We start from the raw sequence: 355 nt of genomic DNA, 5'->3' as shown, positions 1-355 counted from the left end.
CCGCGGACTCCACCACCTCGAAATCTTCGCCACCGCCGACCAATACGAACACCTCCTCACCGTCATGAACACCGCCACCAACCCCCGCACCCCACCCACCACCGGCCCCGGCCCCGGAAACAGCGACGCAGACGGCGCGGCAGGAAACAGCGACGCGAGCACGAACACTTCGACGGCGGCAGCCCACGCCGGGCCGGGGTTCGGCGCGGCAGCCGAGGCCGCCGCCGACACCGCGCACCTCGAGCGCCGCACCCGGCCCCAACAACTCCTCGACGGCCTCATCGGCGCCTGCAAAACCGCCCTCGCCACCGCAACCCTGCCCGCCACCGGCGGCCTCCGACCCCAGGTCATGGTC

The 355-nt window shown here is 72.7% G+C and carries 1 pseudogene; it reads left to right on the top strand.

From position 1 onward, the window contains the following. Nucleotides 1–355: pseudogene (locus ABFP37_RS22550) on the top strand (hypothetical protein); the annotation flags it as partial.

It is taken from the genome of Burkholderia sp. RS01 (assembly GCF_039748055.1).
GTDB lineage: Bacteria > Actinomycetota > Actinomycetes > Actinomycetales > Micrococcaceae > Arthrobacter.
The sequence above is the reverse complement of the archived record's forward strand: the minus strand, read 5'-3'. Positions and strand labels throughout refer to the sequence as shown.